Origin of the sequence: Stenotrophomonas rhizophila, assembly GCF_001704155.1 — a bacterium.
Lineage (GTDB): Bacteria > Pseudomonadota > Gammaproteobacteria > Xanthomonadales > Xanthomonadaceae > Stenotrophomonas > Stenotrophomonas rhizophila_A.
In genome coordinates, this window is record NZ_CP016294.1 from 4,072,141 (window position 1) to 4,092,426 (window position 20,286).

Sequence of the window (20,286 nt, forward strand, 5' to 3'; positions counted from 1 at the left end):
GGCGCACGACCAACGGTCGTGCGCTACCGCATAGTGAGCCTTACATGACCGCCAGCTTTGATCCCCAGCACGTCCGCCGCGCGTTTTCGCGCGCCGCCAGCAGTTACGACGCCGCCGCTGCCCTGCAGCGCGAGGTGGAGAAGCGGCTGCTCGAATCGCTGGACTATCTCGAAAGCCGACAGCCGGAGGTGGTGCTGGACGTGGGCAGCGGCACCGGCCACGCCAGTGCGGCGATGAAGAAGCGCTGGCCCAAGGCGCAGGTGATCGCGCTGGACATGGCCGAGCCGATGCTGCGCGAAGCGAAGAAGCAGGCCGGCTGGTGGAAGCCCTTCACCCGGGTGTGCGGTGATGCGCAGGCGTTGCCTCTGCGCGATCAGAGCGTGGATGTGATCTACAGCAACCTGTGCCTGCAGTGGGTGGAGGACCTGCCCGCGGTGTTCGCCGGTTTCCGCCGCGTGCTCAAGCCGGGCGGGCTGCTGGTGTGTTCCACGTTCGGCCCGGAAACGCTGATCGAGCTGCGCGACGCGTTCGCCAGCGCCGATGACACCTCGCACGTGAGCCGGTTCCCGCCGATTGCGCAGTTCGGCGACGCGCTGATGATGTCCGGCTTCCGCGACCCGGTGCTGGACCGCGACCTGTTCACGCTCACCTATTCCGACATGGATGCACTGATGCGCGAGCTGCGCGCCATTGGCGCAACCAATGCACGCCAGGATCGCCGGCATACGTTGACCGGGCGCGGCAGGTTCGCTGCAGCGCGCGCCGCCTATGAACCGCTGCGTCGCGAGGACGGCACGCTGCCCAGCAGCTGGGAAGTGATTTACGCGCACGCGTGGGCGCCGGATGCGGGCGCGCCGATCCGCGAGCGCGGGCAGGATGTGGCCAGCGTCCCCGTGTCGGCGATTCCGATCCGGCGCAAGACCACCTGACCAACCAGAAATATCGGTCAGGAACCGTTCGCGGAGGGGAACATGTCCCGATGGAAGAAATAGATTTCCTGCGCCAGGAACTTCCAGCTGGTGTGGAAGCTGCGGAAGCGCGTGCTCGGTGTTGACGAGGCCAGTGCATCGATGCCCAGTTCGCGGGCCAGGCGCAGCGCGCGCGCCATGTGCAGCGGGTCGCTGACGATGATCACCCGGTGCAGCTTGTGCTGGTCCATCAACAGCCGCGCTTCGGCCAGGTTCTGGCGGGTGGTGCGCGAGGCGGTTTCAATCAGGATCGCGTCGTCCGGCACGCCCTGTTTCAAGGCGTAACGGCGCGCGACCTGCGATTCGGAAAAGCGCGCGCCGGTGCCGCCGTAGCCGCCGGTGAAGATCAGCAAGGGCGCGTAGCCCTGGCGGTACAGATCCAGCCCATGCCGGATGCGCTCTTCGAACACCGGCGACGGCTTGGCGTCGTAGGCCGCCGCGCCCAGCACGATGATCGCATCGGCCTTGGCCGCCTGGTCGCGCTCACCGACCCAGACGATCCATGCGGTGACACAGAGCAGCCAGGCCGCCAACAGCATGCACAGCCGCCACAGCCAGCCCCCCAGCCCGACCCGTGCGCGCCGGGTCATGCCGCGGCCCAGGGCAGGGCATTCAGGTCGACGTTGCCGCCGGACAGCACCACGCCCACCCGCTGCCCGGCAAACCGTGCGGGCTGGGACAGGATCGCGGCCAGCGCAATCGCCGAAGACGGCTCCACCACCTGCTTGAGCACCTGCCAGAGCAGGCGCATGGCCGCGACGGTGGCCGCATCGTCCACGGTGATCACCTCGGCCGCGCCCTGTAGCAGCGCGAAGTTCGGCGCACCGAGCGTGCCGCGCAGGCCATCGCAGATCGTGTCGGGGGTGAAGTCCAGCCGGCGCTCGCCGGCGGCCAGCGAACGGGCCGTATCGGCGGCGCCCTCCGGTTCGGCCAGTACCAGCCGCGTGACCGGACTCACCGCCTGCAGCGCCAGCCGGGTTCCGGCCGCCAAGCCACCGCCGCCCACCGGGACCACCAGGGTATCGAACGGACCCTGGCTGCCCAGCAGCTCCAGCGCCGCCGTGCCCTGCCCGGCAATGACGTGGGAATCGGCATAGGGATGGACCAGGGTGGCGCCGGTCTCGGCCTCGACCTGGGCGCACATGGCCTCGCGCGCGGCGATGGTCGGGTCGCAGCGCCACAGGGTGGCGCCATGACGCACGATGTTGGCCAGCTTGGCCGCCACCGCGCCTTCCGGCACCACCACATGGCAGGCAATGCCACGGGTGCGCGCGGCGAGCGCCAGCGCCGCACCGTGGTTGCCCGACGAATGGGTGACCACCCCGCGTGCGGCGACGGCCTCGGGCAGCGCCCAGACCGCGTTGCAGGCACCACGGAACTTGAAGGCACCGCCGCGCTGCAGATGCTCGGCCTTGAACGCCAGCCGCGCCCCGCTCAACGCGTCCAGCACCTGCGACTGCAGCACCGGGGTGACGCTGGCATGCGGCGCGATGCGCGCGGCGGCGGCCAGCAGGTCATCGACGCAGGGCAAGGATGAATCGGTCATGACACAAGATTAACGTGCCACGATGGCAACCGTTCATCCGGCCAGGGCAAAGTTAAGGGCCGATTCAATGCGGCGGCCTGAAGCTGGGCCATATCCTAGGGGGACCCTTCCATGAGAATGCGCCTCATGCTTGCCGGCAGCCTGTTGCTGACGCTGTCTGGCTGCGCGACTTACGACTACGTGGGCGGCGGTGGTGGTGGCAACGGCTACTACCATGGCGCCCCGTCGGTGGAGTACCGCTATCCGGCCGGCTATCCGTACGGCTACGGCAGCGGCTACTACGGTGGCGGTGGCTATTACGGTTATGGCGGCTACGGTGGTTACAGCAACTACCCGATCTACCGGCCGTACCCGAACTACCGCCCGCCGCACAACCACCGCCCGCCGCCCCGCCCGGGCAACGGCAATGGTGGCCAGGTGCGCCCGCCGGACCGTCCGCGCCCGCCCTACAACGGCGGTTCGCCGTGGCGGAACATGGATTCGGTCGGGCGCCCACCGCGTCCGGACCGCCCGCCGCAGCAGCGCCCGCAGCCTCAGCAGCAGCGCCCGGTGAGCGCGCCGCAGTCCCGACCCAGCCCGCCGGCCCAGCGCAGCAATGGCTCTCCCTGGCGAAATATGAATAAGTTGAACCAGCGCACACATGAGAACTAAGACCGCTTGATTTTCACCTGCCCGGCAGGTCAATCTAGCCGGGCAGTGACGGCCTCGGTCGAAAAGTGACAAAAACGACATACGGCGTCACATTGAGCTCTATGTCGATATCCGACAGGAACATCTGGATCCCCCCTGTTCCGGCCCTGTCGGATGTCGGCACCTACAACGCAGAAGGCCCCGCCAATGGCGGGGCCTTTTGTCTTCCGGGGGATAAAAACAGGGCCGACAGTCCCCCGACTGCCGGCCCTTCTGCTTCCCCGGGATGCGCATGGATCGGCCCCTGTTCCAATTCCGATCCGTAGCGCCTTTCGGCGCCTGCCATCCTGGGTGCTATTGGGTTATCTGCAGAGAACGTGCCAACTTTAGGGTTGCGTGCGAATTTTTTTGCAGGCCGCCATTCACGGACCCGGCGCGAACGGCGCTAAAATGACCACCGCGCCCTGTCCCAGGGCGGTTCCGGGCCGTACCGGCCCTGCCCCAGAGCACCCCCATGACCGATTCTTTCTACGGCTACGACGTCATCGTGATCGGCGGCGGCCATGCCGGCACCGAAGCCGCGCTGGCAGCTGCCCGCAGCGGCGTACGCACCCTGCTGCTGACCCACAACGTGGAAACCATCGGCGCGATGAGCTGCAACCCGGCCATCGGCGGGATCGGCAAGGGCCATCTGGTCAAGGAAATCGATGCCCTGGGCGGCGCCATGGCGCATGCCGCCGACCGCGCCGGCATCCAGTGGCGCACGCTCAATGCCTCCAAGGGCCCGGCCGTGCGCGCGACCCGCTGCCAGGCCGACCGCAACCTGTACCGGATGGCCATCCGGGCGATGGTCGAGGCGCAGCCCAACCTGACCGTGTTCCAGGCCGCCGTGGATGACCTGGTCATCGACGGTGACGCCGTGCGTGGCGTGATCACCCAGACCGGGCTGCAGTTCAACGCCCCGGCCGTGGTGCTTACCGCCGGCACCTTCCTGGCCGGCAAGATCCACGTCGGCCAGACCCAGTACGCCGCCGGCCGCATGGGCGACCCGCCGGCCACCACGCTGGCCGCGCGCCTGCGCGAGCGCCCGTTCGCGATCGACCGGCTCAAGACCGGCACCCCGCCGCGCATCGATGGCCGCTCGCTGGACTACAGCGTGATGGACGAGCAGCCCGGCGACGACCCGCGCCCGGTGATGTCCTTCCTGGGCAGCGTGGCCGAGCACCCGGCCCAGGTGAGCTGCTGGATCACCCACACCAGCGAGCACACCCACGAGATCATCCGCAGCGCGCTGCACCGCTCGCCGCTGTACAGCGGCCAGATCGAAGGCATCGGCCCGCGCTACTGCCCGTCCATCGAAGACAAGGTGGTGCGCTTTGCCGAGAAGGCCAGCCACCAGATCTTCGTCGAGCCCGAAGGGCTGGACGTGGTGGAGATCTACCCCAACGGCATTTCCACCTCGCTGCCGTTCGATGTACAGCTGGCGCTGGTGCGCAGCATCCGTGGCTTCGAGAACGCGCACATCACGCGGCCCGGCTACGCCATCGAATACGACTTCTTCGACCCGCGCGGGTTGAACAACACGCTGGAAACCAAGGCGGTGTCCGGGCTGTTCTTCGCCGGGCAGATCAACGGCACCACCGGTTATGAAGAGGCCGCCGCGCAGGGCCTGCTGGCCGGCCTCAACGCCGCCCGCCGCGTGCGCGACGAGGCGGGCTGGTGCCCGCGCCGCGACGAGGCCTACCTGGGCGTGCTGGTGGATGACCTGATCACCCATGGCACCACCGAGCCGTACCGCATGTTCACCAGCCGCGCCGAGTACCGGCTGCAGCTGCGCGAAGACAACGCCGACGTGCGCCTGACCGGCATCGGCCGTGAGCTGGGCGTGGTCGACGACCGGCGCTGGGCCGCCTTCCAGGCCAAGCAGGAGGCGGTGGCGCAGGAATCGGCGCGCCTGCGTGCGCTGTGGGCCACCCCGGCCAACGCGCTGGGCCGCGAAGTGGACGCCACGCTGGGCGTGGCGGTCAGCCGCGAAACCAACGTGCTGGACCTGATCAAGCGCCCGGAACTGGATTACGCCAAGCTGATGCAGGTGCCCTCGCTGGGCCCGGGCGTGGCGGATGCGAAGGTGGCCGAGCAGGTTGAGATCGGGGTGAAGTACGCCGGCTACCTGGACCGCCAGCGCGAGGAGATCGAACGCCAGCAGCGCCATGAGAACACCGCCATCGATGCGGCGTTCGATTACGCCAGCGTGCGCGGGCTGTCGGCCGAAGTGCAGCAGAAGCTGGAGCGGGTGCGCCCGCAGACCATCGGCCAGGCCCAGCGCATCCCGGGCATGACCCCGGCGGCGATCTCGCTGCTGCTGGTGCACCTGGAACGCGCCCGGCGCAGCCGGGTGGCGTAACCACGGCGGTATCATGGTGGCCTGCCTCGTGGAGCGTCACCATGTCCCCCCTTCGTCCCTTCCTCGATACCTTCCCCGTCGTTGGCGAGCGCGCCTGGATCGACCCGGCCTGCACGATCATCGGTGACGTGGTGCTCGGGGACGATGTGTCGGTGTGGCCGGGCACGGTGATCCGCGGCGACGTCAACCATGTGCGGATCGGCGCGCGCAGCAACATCCAGGATGGCACCATCATCCATGTCAGCCACCACAGCCCCTACAACAAGGGCGGCTACCCGACCCTGATCGGTGAGGGCGTCACCGTCGGCCACGGCACCATCATCCATGCCTGCACCATCGGCGAGTACAGCCTGATCGGGATGGGGGCGTGCATCCTCGATGGCGCCACCGTGAGCCGGCACAGCTTTGTCGGCGCCGGTGCGGTGATCGGGCCGGGCAAGGTGGTGGGCGAAGGCGAGCTGTGGGTGGGCAACCCGGCCCGACCGGTGCGCACGCTCAGCGATCAGGAGATCGAGTCGCTGCACTACTCGGCCGACCACTACGTGCGGTTGAAGGACAAGTACTTGGGGATGTGACCCCGCACACGGTAAAGTCGGTCTCCGACCCAGGAAGCAGTCGAGAACCGCATGCCGTTGGCAGCCGTCCGGAGGGACGCGTGCGCATGAGCGCACCCATGCTGGACACCTACCGTGAAGTGATCACGCCCGAAGGCGTGCCGCTGCACCTGCCGGCAGCCGGGCCGGTGCCGCGTGCGCTGGCCTGGGCCATCGACTTCATGATCCGCGTGGCGGCGTTGATGCTGCTGAGCATTCCGCTCACCCTGCTGGGCGAATTCGGCCAGGGCCTCTACCTGGGCCTGATGTTCCTGCTGATGTGGGCGTACACCATCGTGCAGGAGGCCTGCTGGGGCCGCACCCTGGGCAAGCGGGTGATGAGCCTGCGCGTGGTGGCCCAGGACGGCGCGCCGATCGGCTGGATGGCCTCCATCACCCGCAACCTGCTGCGTACCGTGGACATGCTGCCGTTCGGCTATGCGCTGGGGTTGCTGTCGAGCCTGTTCGACCGCAATGGCCGGCGCTTGGGCGACCTGGTGGCCGGCACCGTAGTGGTGCATGACAGCGGCCGGCCGTGGTCGGCCAGCGTGGCCATCGATACCGTGCTGGCCCCGCCGCAGCCGCTGCAGCCGGCCGAACAGGCGGCGATCATTGCCTTCGCCGAACGCGCGCCGCGCCTGTCCGGCCCCCGCCAGCAGGAGCTGGCCGCAGTGGCCGCGCCGATCAGCGGTGGCCAGGGCCAGGTGGGCGTGCTGCGCCTGTATGCCATGGCCAACTGGCTGCTGGGGCGCCGATGAGGCAGGAACAGTTCGTTGCCCGCTACCAGGCCGAATGGCAGGCGCTGGAACGTTGGCTGGCGCTGCGCGGTGACCGGCCGCGGCATGCGGGCCGTTCGCCCGATGCGTCCGCGCTCAACGATGAAGACATTCCGCAGCACTACCGCCGGCTGTGCCAGCAGCTCGCGCTTGCGCGCAAGCGCGGCTACAGCCCGCAGCTGGTGGCACGCCTGCAGCTGCTGATGCAGCAGGGCCATGGCCTGCTGTACCGCACGCCGCCGCCGCGCTGGCGGCGCGCGCTGGAGTTCCTGCTGGCCGATTTCCCGCAGCTGGTGCGCAGCCAGGCGCGCAGCATGTGGGTGGCCACCGCGCTGTTCGTGCTGCCGCTGGTAGGCAGCTTCGCGGTGATCCAGTGGCACCCGGACGTGATCCACATGCTGATGGACAACGGCGCGATCGCCTCGCTGGAGCGCATGTACAACCCGGCATCGCCGAACCTGGGCCGCGACAGCGGCACGGACTGGATGATGTTCGGCTACTACATCATGAACAACATCAGCATCGGCCTGCGTACGTTCGCCAGCGGGCTGCTGGCCGGCCTGGGCACGGTGCTGGTGCTGCTGTTCAACGGGCTCACCATCGGTGCGGCGGCCGGCCACCTGCAGCACATCGGCCATGGCGACCCGTTCTGGCGTTTCGTCTGCGGCCATGGCGCGTTCGAGCTCACTGCGATCGTCATCGCCGGCGGTGCCGGCCTGCAGCTGGGCATGAAGCTGCTGGCGCCCGGCCGCCGCCGACGCATCGATGCACTCGTCGAGGGCGGGGTGATTGGCGCAAAACTCTGCCTGGGCATCGCCGCGATGCTGCTGATCGCCGCCTTCATCGAAGCGTTCTGGTCGTCCATCGCCGCGATCCCGGCCTGGGGCAAGTACAGCGCGGCTGCGGTGCTGTGGACGCTGGTGTTCGTGTGGCTGTGGCGCGGTGGGCGCGGGAGCGGTCATGCGGATTGACCAGCTCAACGTCGCCCTGCGGGCGCGCTCCGAATGGGAAGCGATGGAGCTGGGCACCGCCCTGGTGCGCCGGCACGCGCGGGCGATATGGCTGCCGCTGATCGCGGTGTCGCTGCCGTTGTTCGCCGTGATCAATGCCGCTGCATGGTGGGCCGATGCGTTCGGCTGGGCCTGGCTGCTGATGTGGTGGCTCAAGCCGGTATCGGACCGGATCGCGCTGTATGTGATCTCACGCGGCGTGTTCGGCGACGAACCACGTCCGCTGCAGACCCTGCGCGCGCAGCGGCACTGGGGCTGGAGCGGGTTCTGGGGCTACCTGGGCTGGCGCCGCTTCAGCCCGTTCCGCTCGCTGCTGCTGCCGGTGAACCTGCTGGAAGGCAGCGATGCCTCGCAGCGCAGCGTGCGCCGCCGCGCCGTGCTCAGCGGCACGTTCGGGCATGCCGTGCTGCTCACCCTGATGTGCATGGTGTTCGAGCTGGTGATTGTCAGCGGCTGCATCGCGGCGATCTTCCTGTTCGTGCCGCTGGAACTGCTGTCCGATTCGTGGCGCGCGGCGTGGGAGATGGTCAGCGAAACCATGCCGGCGTGGGCACAGCTGGGGGTGAATGCGCTGTTCTGGCTCGCCGCCACGCTGATCGGGCCGTTCTACGCCGGCGCCGGTTTCGCGCTGTATCTCAACCGCCGCACGGAAATGGAAGCCTGGGACGTAGAAATCGCGTTCCGGCGCATGCGTGATCGGCTGCAGCAGGCCGCGCCGCTGCTGGTACTGGCGCTGGTGCTGTGCTGGCCGATGGGTGGGCTGCATGCGGAAGAACCTGCGCAGGCGCCGAGCTGCGCCGCACCTACTGGCATGGATGACGATGCTGGTGATGAGGAAGAAGAAGCGGCTGATGCAGTGCCCGCCGACGATCCGTCGAACACCCCGTCCGTGATCTTCGGTGGCACGCCCGACACCGCCGGCTTCCGCCAGGCCGTGCAGCGCGCGTACGAAGATCCCCTGGTGGCGCCTACCCGCGAAGTGAAACGCTGGGAGCGCACCCTGAGCGAGGCCGAGAAGAACAAGAAGAAGGACGATGCGGACAACAACCGCAATCCGCTCGGGCGCGGCCCGCGCCTGCCCGCGCAGATTGCCGAATGGATCCTGTGGGGCCTGGTCGGCCTCTTGGTGCTTGGGCTGATCGCCACCGCGCCGTGGTGGCTGCGCTGGCTGCGCGGCACCGGGGTGAGGCGGCGCAAGGCCACCGATCCGGTGGTCGAGGAAGCGGTGGAACTGCCCGAAGTGATTCCGCCGGATCCCGCCGCGCGCGCGCGCGACCTGTGGCAGCAGGGCCGGCCGCGCCAGGCCCTGGCGCTGCTGTACCGGGCCAGCGTGGAATCGATGAGCGAACGCGCCGAGGTGGTGCTGCCACCGGGCGCGACCGAAGCACAGTGCCTGCGCGCCTCGCGGCGCATGCCGGTCGAGGCTGACCGCACCCTGTTCGCCCGCATCGTGCGGGTCTGGCAGTACGCCGCGTACGCCGGCCGCCTGCCCGAGCCGGACGAGTTCGACGATCTGGCCACCACCCTGCAGACCCAGTTCCGGTGGCGCGCATGAGTGCCCGTCTGCGCTGGTTGGTGGTGCTGGCCGTGCTGCTGGTGGTGGGCGTGCCATTGGCGATCCTGTTCCTGCGCAGCCATGAACGCGTGGTCCATACCGAGCACCTGCCGCCGCAGGGCGAGGCCAGCTACAACCCGCTGTACGTGCTGGGCCAGGCGCTGCGTGCCGACGGCATCACCGTGCATTCCAGCCCGCGCCTCGACCTGCCGCGCATGCAGCTCAAGCCGGCCGATACCGTGCTGTTGCTGCAGGACACCGCCGATGTGCCCGCCCCCACCGCGCAGGCGCTGCTGGCGTGGGTGGAACGCGGCGGCCACCTGCTGTTGCGCACGCCGCCGCCGTTCAAGGACGAAGACGCCGCGCAGGGGCCGCTGCTGGACGCGCTGGGCGTGGATACCGAGTACTACGAGAGCAACTGCAAGGCCTTCCACATTGCCGACGACCCGGGCCATTCCGAGTTCTGCAGTGGCCGCCGTTTCGGCGTGGACGTGCCCGACGGCGTGCGTGTCGATCGCGAATGGGGCGATGACGAGGGCCTGGTGTTCGCGCGGCTGCGCAAGGGCGAAGGAAGCGTGGACGTGCTGTCGGACATGGAGTTCCTCAAGGGCACGCCGAGGATCTTCAACGCCGAGGATCCCAAGGGCAGCCTGGCCGACGGCCTGCACGACCTCGCGCACCGCGACCTGACCCGCCATGTGCTCGACCCGAACTACGCCGAAGGCACGGTGTGGCTGATCTACGGCTCCCGCCCGCCCACGCTGTGGTCACGCATCTTCTACCAGGGCTGGCCGGTGTGGGTACCCCTGCTGCTGGCCCTGCTGGCATGGCTGTGGCAGCGCGCGCAGCGGCTGGGCAGCCTGCTGCCGGCGCCGGCCACCGAACGCCGTTCGCTGCTGGAACATGTTCGTGCCAGCGGCGAGCACCTGCTGCGCTATGGCAAGGCACCGCTGTTGTACGACGCCACCCGACGCGCCTTCCTGGCCCGGCTGCGGCGGCGCGCACCCACCGCTGCCGCGCTCAGCGGCGAGGCGCAGGTGCACGCCATCGCCAGCCTGCTGCACTGGCCGCATTCCCGTGTCCAGACCGCTTTGCAGGTGCCGCCATCGAAGGATGTGGTGGCCCTGCGTGAGCGCATCCGCCTGCTGATCCAGATGAGAAACCTGCTATGACCGACCACTCCGCTCCGCCGCCGTTGTCCCCGCCCGCGCTGACCGGGCAGAGCCTGGTTGAACGCGTCGATGCCGTGCGCGACGCCGTCGGCCGCGCTTTCATCGGCCAGCCCGAGGTGCTCGACCAGATCCTGATCGCGCTGCTGGCCGGTGGCCATGTGCTGATCGAAGGCGTGCCCGGGCTGGGCAAGACCCTGCTGGTGCGCGCCCTGGCGCAGGCACTGGAGCTGGACTACGGCCGCGTGCAGTTCACCCCGGACCTGATGCCCAGCGACGTCAGCGGCCACGCGGTGTACGACCCGAAATCGGAGAGCTTCAAGATCCGCCGCGGCCCGGTGTTCACCAACCTGCTGCTGGCCGATGAAATCAACCGCGCCCCGGCCAAGACCCAGTCGGCCCTGCTGGAAGTGATGCAGGAAGGCCAGGTCACCATCGAAGGCAAGGCATTCGCACTGACCCCGCCGTTCCTGGCGCTGGCCACGCAGAACCCGGTCGAACAGGAAGGCACCTACCCGCTGCCCGAAGCCCAGCTGGACCGCTTCCTGCTCAAGGTCATCATCGATTACCCGGCGCTGGAGGACGAGAAGCGGATGGTGGATGCAATCACCACCGGCCGCAGCGCCGCCGACTTCGATCTGTCGCAGGTACCGCGCGTGCTCAACGCCGCCGAGGTGATCGCGTTGCAGCAGGCGACCGCGGCGATCACGGTGGATCCGGAAGTGGTGGACTACGCGGTGCGCATCGTGGCGGCCACCCGCCAGTTCCCTGGCATCGCGCTCGGCGCCGGCCCGCGCGGCAGCATCGCGCTGGTGCGTGCGGCGCGTGCGCAGGCGGTGCTGGCCGGCCGCGACTTCGTCACTCCCGATGACGTGCGCGAGATCGCCCGCCCGGCACTGCGCCACCGTATTGCGCTGGCCCCGGAACTGCAGATCGAAGGCCAGTCGGCCGACGATGCGTTGACCGCGTTGCTGGCCAAGGTGGAAGCGCCGCGCAAATGAGACCAGGCCCGCTGCTGCTGATACTGCTGGTCGGCTGGGCGCTGCTCGGGCTGCCGGTGGCGTTCGGGCTGCTGCCGGTGTCGGCGTGGTGGGCGTCCGCAGCGGCGATCGCGGTGCTGGCACTGGTGGATCTGCTGCGGCTGCGCGCGCAGCCTTCGCCCACGGTGCAGCGCGAACTGCCGGAGGCGCTGGCGTTGAACGTCGAGCGGCGCACCACGCTGCGCTTCGAGTCCAGCCGCCGCCAGCGCGTGGAGGTGTTCGACCTGGTGCCGGGAGCGTGGTCGCTGCAGGGCATGCCGCGTGCATTGACACTCAAGCCGCTGGTGGCCAGCAGCGTGGAGTACACGTTGACCCCGACCGCGCGCGGCCGCTTCGTGTTCGACGGCGTGCATGTTCGCCTGCACGCGCCCTGGCGGATGTGGCGCCAGCGCCGCCTGCTGCCACCGACGCTGACCGTACGCGTGTATCCCAACTTCGCCCCGCTCACCCGCTTCGCATTGTTCAGTGCCGAACAGGCCTCGCGCCTGGTCGGTGCGCACCTCAAGCGCCGCCGTGGCGAGGGTACCGATTTCCACCAGATGCGCGAGTACCGCATCGGCGACAGCCTGCGCCAGATCGACTGGAAAGCCACCTCGCGCGCACGCAAGCTGATCTCGCGTGAGTACCAGGATGAAAAGAACCAGCAGCTGGTGCTGATGATCGACACCGGCCGCCGCATGATGGCCAGCGAAGGCGGGCTGTCGCACTTCGACCATGTGCTCAACGCGGCGCTGGTGGTGTCCTACCTGGCGCTGCGCCAGGGCGATGGCGTGGGCCTGTTCGCCAGTGGTGGCGAGAGCCGCTGGGTGGCACCCCAGCGCGGCATGGGCGCGATCGACGCGCTGCTGCGCGCCAGCTACGACCTGCAGGCGCAGCCGGTGGCAACTGATTACCTGGCTGCCGCCACCGAGCTGAGCCTGCGCCAGCGCCGGCGCTCGCTGGTGATGCTGGTCACCAACGTGCGCGATGAGGACATCGAAGACCTGCTGGTCGCGGTTCGGCTGCTGCAGCGGCAACACCTGGTGTGCGTGGCCAGCCTGCGCGAGCGCGAGCTGGACGGGGCGCTGGAGCAGGAAGTGGAGACGCTGCAGGATGCGACCCAGGCCGGCGCCATCGCGCGCTACCTGCAGCAGCGCAACGACGCGCATGAAGCACTGCGCAGCCACCGGGTGATGGTGCTGGACGTGACGGCCGATGCGCTGCCCGGGGCGCTGGTGGAGCGGTACCTCGCCGTCAAACGCGACGGGTTGCTGTAGGCACGTATCGACCAACGGTCGATACCTACCGGCCACGTTACGCGACCGGGTTGAACGGTTGGTGTGCGCCGGTAGGTCACGACCGTTGGTCGTGACGCCGGTAACCCGTCAGACGTAAATGCGCGTCGGGGCTTCGTCGATGATCGCGTGCGGGACGAACCGGGCGCTGTCGCGGGTGATCCGGCTGTCATCTTCGCGGATGCCCATGCCACAGGCCTGGTCGCCCACGATCCAGCTGCCGATCAACGGGTAACCGCCGTCGAACGACGTGAGCGGATGCGCGGCCTGGCGGATCGCCGGGCCGTTGTAGGGGCCTTCGCTCTCCTGCCAGCTGCCGTCGGCCAAATGCATGGCCACGTTGGCGCCTTCGCGCGAGAACAACGGCTTGCGCACCCAGCCGGCCGGCAGCGCGCTGCCGTCATCGAACTCGGCCGCCAGCAGGTTCGGGTGGCCACGGTGGCGCTGCCACAGCAGCGGCAGCACGCCCTTGTTGCTCAGGATCGCCTTCCACGCCGGTTCCAGCAGCTGCACGCCCGAGGTGGGCAGCGCCTGCCCGAACGATTCGGTCATCAGGTCTTCCAGCGGGTACAGCTTGAACAGGCTGCCGATCACCGTGTCGTCGAGCGCAGTAAAGCGCCCGTCCTCGGACAGGCCGATGTCTTCGATTGCGATCGCCTCGCCACGCAGCCCGGCCTGGGCCGCGCAGTCGCGCAGGTAGGCCACGGTGCCCTGGTCTTCTTCGGAACTGCCCACGGCACTGAAGTACAGCGGCGGCGGCAACTGCGCCGACAGCTGCCCGAAGCGCTCCACCAGCGCCTCATGGATGGCGTTGAACTGGTCGGCCTGCGGCGGCAGGCGGTTCTGGTTGCGCTGGTCTTCCAGCCACTGCCACTGGAAGAACGAGGCCTCGAACAGCGAGGTCGGCGTGTCGTAATTGAGCTCGTAGAGCTTGGCCGGACCGGTGCCGTCATAGGCGAAGTCCAGCCGTCCGTACAGGTGCGGCTCGCCGCGGCGCCAGCTGTTGGCGATCCAGTCGCGGAACGCGGGCGGAATCGCCAGCTGGTCCATCAGCTGTTCGCTGCGCACCACCTCGTCCACCAGGTCCATGGACATCGCGTGCAGTTCGGCGCTGGGGTCTTCGATGTCCTGCTCGATCTGGCGCAGGGTGAAGGCGTAGTACGCGGTTTCATCCCAGTACGGCAGGCCGTCGATGGTGTGGAAGCGGAAACCGGACTCGGCGGCACGAGCGCGCCACTGGCTGCGCTCGTCGATTCGCACACGCTTCATTGCATCAACCGCCGTAGCTGCTGCGGCTGCTGCTGGTGTTGCCGAAGCCGCCGCGGCTGGCGGTGACGGCGCGGTTCGGGGTGCTGGTGACCGGGGCCAGGCCGGCCTTGCCGGCGCCGATGCCGCTGGCGGTGTTCAGCCCGCCGCTGCCGCCCGGGGCCGGGCGTGCCCAGCCCTTCGCTTTGTCCTGGTAGGCCGGGCTCGCGGCCGGGGCCTGCGCCAGGCCGGCGCCACGGTTGCTGAGCATCTGCGACATGAAGAAGCCCATCATCATCGGGCCGATGAACGAATGGCCGGTGGAGGTCTTCTGTTCCACGCACTGCTCGGCGTTGTACTCGGCTTCGCATTCTGCACGCGAGGCGTACTTGGGGGCCGCATCAGCGGACTGCTTCTGCGCTTCGGCGAACGCCGTGCGGCAGGCGGACGGGTCACCGGTGGCGTCGGTACAGGCCTGCACCGAGGTGTACAGCCCCTCCTGCACCTTCACCGCCTCATCCTTCTGGCAGGCAGTGAACAGCAGCGGTGCGGCGCTCATCAGCAACAGTGCGGTGGTCCTGGAACGTTTCATGGCGGCATGCCCCCTGTGTACGGTTATCGCCTCAATCATGCCTGATCCCCGCCAACAACCAAAACCGGCAAAGTGAAAAAGATGAACGGCGTTTCAGGATCGGCGATCCCGACGGTTGCAACAGCAACCGGAATTTTTGGGCAGAATCGAGTGGCAACGCGCCCCCACGGCCCGCCAGATCCTGCCAGCCCCCATGCCTGAATACCGCTCCCGTACCTCCACCGCCGGCCGCAACATGGCCGGCGCCCGCGCCCTGTGGCGCGCCACCGGCATGACCGATGCGGATTTCCACAAGCCGATCATCGCCATCGCCAATTCATTTACCCAGTTCGTGCCCGGCCACGTGCACCTCAAGGACCTGGGCCAATTGGTGGCGCGCGAGATCGAGCAGGTCGGCGGCGTGGCCAAGGAGTTCAACACCATCGCGGTGGATGACGGCATCGCCATGGGCCACGACGGCATGCTGTATTCGCTGCCCAGCCGCGAGATCATCGCCGACTCGGTGGAGTACATGGTCAACGCGCACTGCGCCGATGCGCTGGTGTGCATTTCCAACTGCGACAAGATCACCCCCGGCATGCTGATGGCCGCCCTGCGGTTGAACATCCCGGTGGTGTTCGTTTCCGGTGGGCCGATGGAAGCGGGCAAGACCCGGCTGGCCGAGCACAAGCTGGACCTGGTGGATGCAATGGTGATCGCCGCCGATGCCAGCGCCTCCGATGAAAAGGTGGCCGAGTACGAACGCAGCGCCTGTCCTACCTGCGGGTCGTGTTCGGGCATGTTCACCGCGAACTCGATGAACTGCCTGACCGAAGCGCTGGGCCTGTCGCTGCCAGGCAACGGGTCGACCCTGGCCACCCACGCCGACCGCGAGCAGCTGTTCCGCCGTGCCGGTCGGCTGGTGGTGGAGCTGTGCCACCGCTGGTATGGCGGCGAAGATGCCAGCGCGCTGCCGCGCGGGATCGCCACGCGTGCGGCATTCGAGAATGCGATGACGCTGGATATCGCCATGGGCGGTTCCACCAACACCATCCTGCATCTGCTGGCGGCCGCGCAGGAGGCGGAGGTGGACTTCGACCTGCATGCCATCGACGCGCTGTCGCGACGGGTGCCGCAGTTGTGCAAGGTGGCGCCGAATACGCCGAAGTACCACATGGAGGATGTGCACCGCGCCGGTGGCGTGTTCGCGATCCTGGGATCGCTCGCACGCGGCGGGCTGCTGCATGTCGATGTGCCGACCGTGCACAGCCGCACCCTGGCCGATGCCATTGCGCGCTGGGATGTGGCGGTGACCGACGATGCCGGCGTGCATGAATTTTTCAGTGCCGGCCCGGCCGGCATTCCGACCCAGGTGGCTTTCAGCCAGGCCACGCGTTGGCCTTCGTTGGACCTGGACCGCGCCGAGGGGTGCATCCGCGATGTAGCGAACGCGTACTCGGCCGAAGGTGGGCTGGCGGTGCTGCGCGGCAACCTGGCCGAGGATGGCTGCGTGGTGAAGACCGCCGGCGTGGATGAGTCCATCCACGTGTTCGAGGGCAATGCGAAGGTGTTCGAAAGCCAGGACGCGGCCGTGCAGGGCATCCTGGCCGACGAGGTGCAGGCCGGCGACGTGGTGGTGATCCGCTATGAGGGCCCGCGTGGCGGGCCGGGCATGCAGGAGATGCTGTACCCGACCAGCTACCTGAAATCGAAGGGGCTGGGCAAGCAGTGTGCGCTGCTGACCGATGGACGGTTTTCGGGTGGTACGTCCGGGCTGTCGATCGGACACGCGTCGCCGGAGGCGGCGGCGGGTGGCACGATTGGATTGGTGCGCGATGGCGACCGGATCCGGATCGACATTCCGGCGCGGCGGATTGATGTGCTGGTGGATGCCGCTACCCTGGCGACGCGGCGTGCGGAGCAGGATGCGTTGGGGTGGCAGCCACGGGAGGCGCGTCCGCGCAAGGTGACCGGGGCGCTGAAGGCGTACGCATTGTTGGCGACCAGCGCGGACAAGGGCGCGGTGCGGGATCTGGGCAAGCTGTAGCTGGACAGCCGGGCTGGGCCCGGCTCTACTGGGGGCCTGTTGATACGCAGCCACGCATGGCGTGGCTCTACGCCATGGGGCCACCCCGCCAATTGTTGATTGATGCGCCGCCGCGACCCCCGCGCCAACCGCTGATCGATGCGCTGCGCGGCTTCGCGCTGCTGGGCGTGTTCCTGGTCAACCTGCGGTTCTATTCGCTGGATGCCTTGCTGGATGAGGCCGCGCAGCAGGCGCTGCCGAGTGCCGCGCTGGATCATGCGGTGCGCACCGGGATGGGGTGGCTGCTGGATATGAAGGCGGTGACGATCTTCTCGCTGCTGTTCGGCATGGGCTTTGCCATGCAGATGGAAATGCGCCCTGGGCTGGTTCCGCATCTGCGCCGGATGGGGGCGTTTGCCCTGATCGGGCTGCTGCATGCCACGGTGCTGTGGTGGGGCGACATCCTGCTGACCTATGCCGTGGTGGGCTTGCTGCTGCCGCTGTTCCGGCACCTGGGCAACCGCGGGTTGCTGGTGGCCGGCCTGGTGGCGGCGCTGTTCCTGCCACCGCTGCTGGCCCCGTGGATGCGCGAGTGGGTGCTGACGCTGACGCCGCGCACGCAGATGTATGGGAATGCGCTGGATGCGCTGTCCGGCGGCACGCTCTGGCAGGCGTGGTGGCAGAACCTGGTGCTGGGCGGCTGGGTGCGCCTCACCAACTGGGCCCTGCTGCTGTTCGTGCTGGGCCGCTTCCTGCTCGGCTACTGGGCAGGACGCCGGGGGCTGTTGCAGCGGCCCGAACAGCACCTGCCGCTGCTGTGGGGCCTGTGCGTTGGCGGCGCGATGGTTGGCGTGGTGTTCCTGTGCATCGAGGCCGCTGCGCCCGCGCTGAAGGCGCAATGGCCGCTGCTGCGCGATGGGGTACCGGGCTATCTGCTGCGGGTGAGCTATCGGGTGGCACCGCTGGCGCTGGGCATCGCCATCGCCTGCGGGTTCGCGCTGCTGTACCTGCGGCCGTGGGCCGAGCGCGGGTTGCGCGTGCTGGTGCCGGCCGGGCGCATGACGTTGAGCAACTACCTGCTGCAGAGCCTGGTGTGCGTACCGCTGTTTGCCGGGTTCGGGCTCGGTATCGGGCCCTCGCACGGCCTGTGGCCAGTGCTGCTGGTGGCGGCCATCGTGTTTCCGCTGCAGCTGTGGCTGAGTGCCTGGTGGCTGCGACGGTACTACTTCGGCCCGGCGGAGTGGTTGTGGCGCAGCCTGAGCGAGTGGCAGCGGCTGCCGATGCGTCGCGCGTAGAGGGTGCTCATCAGCCGATGACGCGCTTGAAGGGCGGCAATGCATCGATGATGCGCTTGCCGTAACGGCGGCTGATCAGGCGCGAGTCGAGGATGATGACGCGGCCGGTGTCGGTGGAGGTGCGGATCAGGCGGCCGGCGAACTGGGTCAGCGTGCGCAGCGCGTGCGGGATGGCGATCAGGTTGAAGGCGTTCAACCCACGGCTTTCGAACCATTCGCTCAGGGTGGAGGTCTGCGGATCGGTCGGCACCGCAAACGGTACCTGGGTGATCACCACCGTGGTGCAGGCTTCGCCGGGCAGATCGAGGCCTTCGCCGAACGAATTCAGCCCGAACAGCACCGAGCCCTCGCCTGCCGAGGTGCGCCGCAGGTGTTCGTCGATCATCTTCTGTTTGGCGGTCTCACCCTGCACCAGCACCTGCTTGCGCTGCGCGGCCGGCATCAGCTCGGCCACCTTCTCCATCTTCCAGCGCGAGGTGAACAGCACGATGCTGCCCTTGCTCCAGTCCAGTTCCTTGACCAGGTACTTGGCTACTTCCTTCGGATGCCGGTCGCGGTCGTCCGGGGTGACCGGGAAATTGGGCACGATCAGCTCGGCCTGGTTGGGCAGGTCGAACGGGGACGCCAGCGAGACCATCTCGGCTTCGTTGGGAATGCCGTTGTCGATCGCCAGCGCCTGGAAATCGCCACCGCCGGTGAGCGTGGCCGAGGTCATCACCACGGAATCCACTTCGTCCCACAGCAGCTTGCGCAGCACGTTGGCGGCCGACACGGGCGAGCAGTGCAGGATCAGGTCGCCATCGCGCGACAGCGTCACCCAGCGCGCGAACGGCGGCTGGCCTTCCTTGTCCTCGCGGCGCCAGGCGGTCCACAGGTTGTGCTGCTGTTCGATCATTTCCAGCGCCATGCCGAGCGTGCGCTGCAGGCGCTCGCGCGCGGCATCTTCGGGCTTGCCCTTGGCCACCTGCGACTGCGCGGCGTGGGCCCAGTTGAACAGCGCGCGGGTATCGTCGGCCAGCGCCTCGATGTCGGCCATCCAGATATCCGGCAGGCGACCGTTCGGCGCGCGCCACATCGGTTCCTGCGCGGCCGGGTCCGGTTGCCAGCTGCGGTCGATCACGTCGCGGAACGCGCGCAGCTGCTTGCTGACCCGCGCGGCCACGTCGATGGCTTCGTTGGGCAGCAGGTTGCCCAGCTTGTCCTTGTCCACCGCGCGGTAGGCGGCGGCGATCAGGATCTGCAGGCGGCCGGTGCGCTTGGCCATCTCATCCAGGGCCAGGCTGGCCGCGCCCTGGTCGATGGCTACGTTGCCGATGTGGTGGCCTTCGTCGAGCACCAGCAGCATGTCCGAGGGAGGGGCGATCAGCGGCTGGCCGTTGTCGCTTTCGCCAATGGAGAGCGCCGACAGCAGCAACGCGTGGTTGGTCACCACGATCTGCGCATCACGCACGGTGTTGCGTGCGCGCAGCACCGCACACTGCGCCGAGTAGGCGCACTTGCGGCCCGCGCAGCCCGACGCCGGGGTGGTGATGCGCGAACGCAGCGATGGGCTGATGGTATCCGGCGCGTTGTCCAGGTCGCCATTCCAGCGACCTTCCACGAAATCCTTGCTCAGCTTCTGCGCCAGGTCCATTTCAATCGGCGCAAGCGGGCGGTCGAACAGCGGCTGCTCGTCCTCGAACATGCCTTCCTGCGCGCCATCGCCATGCGCTTCGGCGGCATTGCGCGTGCACAGGTAGCGGGTGCGGCCCTTGGCCAGCGCCACGGTGGCCTCCAGGCCGGTGGCCTTGAGGAAGTTCGGGATGTCGCGCTCGACCAGCTGCGACTGCAGCGCCACCGTGCCGGTGCTGATCACCAGCTTCTTCTTGGTGGCCAGCGCAATCGGCACGCCGGCGGTGAGGTAGCCCAGGCTCTTACCCACGCCGGTGGGCGCCTCGACCACCCCTACCCCGCCGCTCTGCGACAGCGCACGCGAGACCACGCCGATCATCTGGCTCTGCGAACGCCGCGTGCTGAAGCCGGGGGTATTGGCCTGCAGCTTGGCGTAGGCATCGCGGATGACGGTCTTGAGCTCGTCGTTCAGCGCACGCGGGGCTTCAACTTTTTCGGTCACGCCGGGGAGGTCCTGCCTGGATCAGGCGGGTATTTTCTCATGCTCCGGGGCCGGGACCGGCGCGGATTTTT

17 protein-coding genes are annotated in these 20,286 nt (G+C 68.4%); 12 read left to right on the forward strand and 5 right to left on the reverse strand.

Features of this window, described 5'->3' with window-relative positions; all coding sequences use genetic code 11:
- Nucleotides 1–44: 44 nt before the first annotated feature.
- A complete protein-coding gene (gene bioC, locus BAY15_RS18095; RefSeq protein ID WP_068854359.1) occupies nucleotides 45–929 on the forward strand; it encodes a malonyl-ACP O-methyltransferase BioC in 885 nt (294 codons plus the stop codon).
- 17 nt (nucleotides 930–946) lie between these two features.
- On the opposite strand, the gene BAY15_RS18100 is transcribed toward bioC, so the two are convergent.
- A complete protein-coding gene (locus BAY15_RS18100) occupies nucleotides 947–1,570 on the reverse strand; it encodes a YdcF family protein (protein WP_068854872.1) in 624 nt (207 codons plus the stop codon).
- Complete coding sequence (locus BAY15_RS18105) at nucleotides 1,555–2,514, reverse strand: pyridoxal-phosphate dependent enzyme (protein ID WP_068854360.1); 960 nt, start codon at nucleotides 2,512–2,514, stop codon at nucleotides 1,555–1,557. Before BAY15_RS18105 ends, BAY15_RS18100 begins: the two co-directional genes overlap by 16 nt.
- A 111-nt stretch (nucleotides 2,515–2,625) precedes the next feature.
- Between BAY15_RS18105 and BAY15_RS19045 the strand changes: the two genes are divergently transcribed.
- The 9 genes from BAY15_RS19045 to BAY15_RS18150 all read left to right on the forward strand — a co-directional run bounded on the left by BAY15_RS19045 (nucleotide 2,626) and on the right by BAY15_RS18150 (nucleotide 12,947).
- A complete protein-coding gene (locus tag BAY15_RS19045; RefSeq protein ID WP_068854361.1) occupies nucleotides 2,626–3,165 on the forward strand; it encodes a hypothetical protein in 540 nt (179 codons plus the stop codon).
- 493 nt (nucleotides 3,166–3,658) lie between these two features.
- Entirely contained in the window at nucleotides 3,659–5,548 is a 1,890-nt protein-coding gene (gene mnmG / locus BAY15_RS18115; RefSeq protein WP_068854362.1) for a tRNA uridine-5-carboxymethylaminomethyl(34) synthesis enzyme MnmG, read from the forward strand.
- 41 nt (nucleotides 5,549–5,589) lie between these two features.
- Nucleotides 5,590–6,123, forward strand: coding sequence for a gamma carbonic anhydrase family protein (locus tag BAY15_RS18120; RefSeq protein WP_068854363.1), 534 nt, complete (start codon nucleotides 5,590–5,592; stop codon nucleotides 6,121–6,123).
- 86 nt (nucleotides 6,124–6,209) lie between these two features.
- Entirely contained in the window at nucleotides 6,210–6,899 is a 690-nt protein-coding gene (locus BAY15_RS18125) for an RDD family protein (RefSeq protein WP_068854364.1), read from the forward strand.
- Nucleotides 6,896–7,888, forward strand: a complete 993-nt coding sequence (locus BAY15_RS18130) for a stage II sporulation protein M (RefSeq protein WP_068854365.1) — start codon at nucleotides 6,896–6,898, stop codon at nucleotides 7,886–7,888. The genes BAY15_RS18125 and BAY15_RS18130 overlap by 4 nt, the downstream gene beginning before the upstream one ends.
- Entirely contained in the window at nucleotides 7,878–9,482 is a 1,605-nt protein-coding gene (locus BAY15_RS18135) for a DUF4129 domain-containing protein (protein WP_068854366.1), read from the forward strand. Before BAY15_RS18130 ends, BAY15_RS18135 begins: the two co-directional genes overlap by 11 nt.
- On the forward strand, nucleotides 9,479–10,654 hold the full coding sequence (locus BAY15_RS18140; protein WP_068854874.1) for a DUF4350 domain-containing protein: 1,176 nt from the start codon (nucleotides 9,479–9,481) through the stop codon (nucleotides 10,652–10,654). The genes BAY15_RS18135 and BAY15_RS18140 overlap by 4 nt, the downstream gene beginning before the upstream one ends.
- Complete coding sequence (locus BAY15_RS18145; RefSeq protein WP_068854367.1) at nucleotides 10,651–11,652, forward strand: AAA family ATPase; 1,002 nt, start codon at nucleotides 10,651–10,653, stop codon at nucleotides 11,650–11,652. The genes BAY15_RS18140 and BAY15_RS18145 overlap by 4 nt, the downstream gene beginning before the upstream one ends.
- Nucleotides 11,649–12,947 carry a DUF58 domain-containing protein gene (locus BAY15_RS18150; protein ID WP_068854368.1) on the forward strand — a complete coding sequence of 433 codons (1,299 nt, stop codon included), beginning with the start codon at nucleotides 11,649–11,651 and terminating at the stop codon, nucleotides 12,945–12,947. The genes BAY15_RS18145 and BAY15_RS18150 overlap by 4 nt, the downstream gene beginning before the upstream one ends.
- 108 nt (nucleotides 12,948–13,055) lie before the next feature.
- On the opposite strand, the gene BAY15_RS18155 is transcribed toward BAY15_RS18150, so the two are convergent.
- Together BAY15_RS18155 and BAY15_RS18160 are read right to left on the reverse strand one after the other, a co-directional pair.
- Entirely contained in the window at nucleotides 13,056–14,234 is a 1,179-nt protein-coding gene (locus BAY15_RS18155; protein WP_068854369.1) for a glutathionylspermidine synthase family protein, read from the reverse strand.
- Between the two features lie 4 nt (nucleotides 14,235–14,238).
- Entirely contained in the window at nucleotides 14,239–14,802 is a 564-nt protein-coding gene (locus BAY15_RS18160; protein WP_068854370.1) for a DUF1190 domain-containing protein, read from the reverse strand.
- A 193-nt stretch (nucleotides 14,803–14,995) separates the two neighbouring features.
- On the opposite strand from BAY15_RS18160, the gene ilvD reads away from it, so the two are divergent.
- Both ilvD and BAY15_RS18170 read left to right on the forward strand, forming a co-directional pair.
- Complete coding sequence (gene ilvD, locus BAY15_RS18165; protein WP_068854371.1) at nucleotides 14,996–16,828, forward strand: dihydroxy-acid dehydratase; 1,833 nt, start codon at nucleotides 14,996–14,998, stop codon at nucleotides 16,826–16,828.
- 56 nt (nucleotides 16,829–16,884) lie between these two features.
- A complete protein-coding gene (locus tag BAY15_RS18170; RefSeq protein ID WP_083214233.1) occupies nucleotides 16,885–18,102 on the forward strand; it encodes a DUF418 domain-containing protein in 1,218 nt (405 codons plus the stop codon).
- A 10-nt stretch (nucleotides 18,103–18,112) separates the two neighbouring features.
- Here BAY15_RS18170 and dinG read toward each other — a convergent pair whose 3' ends face one another.
- Nucleotides 18,113–20,215, reverse strand: coding sequence for an ATP-dependent DNA helicase DinG (gene dinG / locus BAY15_RS18175; RefSeq protein WP_068854373.1), 2,103 nt, complete (start codon nucleotides 20,213–20,215; stop codon nucleotides 18,113–18,115).
- Nucleotides 20,216–20,286: the final 71 nt, after the last annotated feature.

Coding starts and splice junctions, on each gene's coding strand:
- bioC (WP_068854359.1), top strand. CDS start 45: ATGACCGCCAGCTTTGATCCCCAGCACGTCCGCCGCGCGTTTTCGCGC.
- BAY15_RS18105 (WP_068854360.1), bottom strand. CDS start 2,514: ATGACCGATTCATCCTTGCCCTGCGTCGATGACCTGCTGGCCGCCGCC.
- BAY15_RS19045 (WP_068854361.1), top strand. CDS start 2,626: ATGAGAATGCGCCTCATGCTTGCCGGCAGCCTGTTGCTGACGCTGTCT.
- mnmG (WP_068854362.1), top strand. CDS start 3,659: ATGACCGATTCTTTCTACGGCTACGACGTCATCGTGATCGGCGGCGGC.
- BAY15_RS18120 (WP_068854363.1), top strand. CDS start 5,590: ATGTCCCCCCTTCGTCCCTTCCTCGATACCTTCCCCGTCGTTGGCGAG.
- BAY15_RS18125 (WP_068854364.1), top strand. CDS start 6,210: ATGAGCGCACCCATGCTGGACACCTACCGTGAAGTGATCACGCCCGAA.
- BAY15_RS18130 (WP_068854365.1), top strand. CDS start 6,896: ATGAGGCAGGAACAGTTCGTTGCCCGCTACCAGGCCGAATGGCAGGCG.
- BAY15_RS18135 (WP_068854366.1), top strand. CDS start 7,878: ATGCGGATTGACCAGCTCAACGTCGCCCTGCGGGCGCGCTCCGAATGG.
- BAY15_RS18140 (WP_068854874.1), top strand. CDS start 9,479: ATGAGTGCCCGTCTGCGCTGGTTGGTGGTGCTGGCCGTGCTGCTGGTG.
- BAY15_RS18145 (WP_068854367.1), top strand. CDS start 10,651: ATGACCGACCACTCCGCTCCGCCGCCGTTGTCCCCGCCCGCGCTGACC.
- BAY15_RS18150 (WP_068854368.1), top strand. CDS start 11,649: ATGAGACCAGGCCCGCTGCTGCTGATACTGCTGGTCGGCTGGGCGCTG.
- BAY15_RS18155 (WP_068854369.1), bottom strand. CDS start 14,234: ATGAAGCGTGTGCGAATCGACGAGCGCAGCCAGTGGCGCGCTCGTGCC.
- BAY15_RS18160 (WP_068854370.1), bottom strand. CDS start 14,802: ATGAAACGTTCCAGGACCACCGCACTGTTGCTGATGAGCGCCGCACCG.
- ilvD (WP_068854371.1), top strand. CDS start 14,996: ATGCCTGAATACCGCTCCCGTACCTCCACCGCCGGCCGCAACATGGCC.
- BAY15_RS18170 (WP_083214233.1), top strand. CDS start 16,885: ATGGCGTGGCTCTACGCCATGGGGCCACCCCGCCAATTGTTGATTGAT.